Annotated in this window: 1 protein-coding gene; it reads left to right on the forward strand. The window is 76.2% G+C overall.

Translation table 11 applies throughout. From position 1 onward, the window contains the following. Window positions 1-18 precede the first annotated feature (18 nt). On the forward strand, window positions 19-248 hold a 230-nt coding region (locus C7C46_RS34080), incomplete at its 3' end, for an ArsA-related P-loop ATPase (protein ID WP_281278610.1).

Raw genomic sequence — 248 nt, forward strand, 5'->3', positions numbered from 1 at the left:
TACGCCGCAGGGGGCTGCATGACCGGCGCGAGCGGACCTGCGGGACTGGACGTGGCCCGGCTGATCGACGACCCGCCCCCCCGGATGAGCGTCTCCTGCGGCTCCGGCGGGATCGGCAAGCCCTCCGCCGCGGCCGCGATCGAGCTGCGCGCCAGCGAGCGGGGTCGCCGCTCCGTGGGGCTCACCGTCGACCCGGCCCGCCGACTGGCCCAGTCTATGGGCCTGCCCGAACTGGACAACACCCCGCG

The sequence above is a fragment of the Streptomyces tateyamensis genome, assembly GCF_003205575.1.
Classification (GTDB): domain Bacteria; phylum Actinomycetota; class Actinomycetes; order Streptomycetales; family Streptomycetaceae; genus Kitasatospora; species Kitasatospora tateyamensis.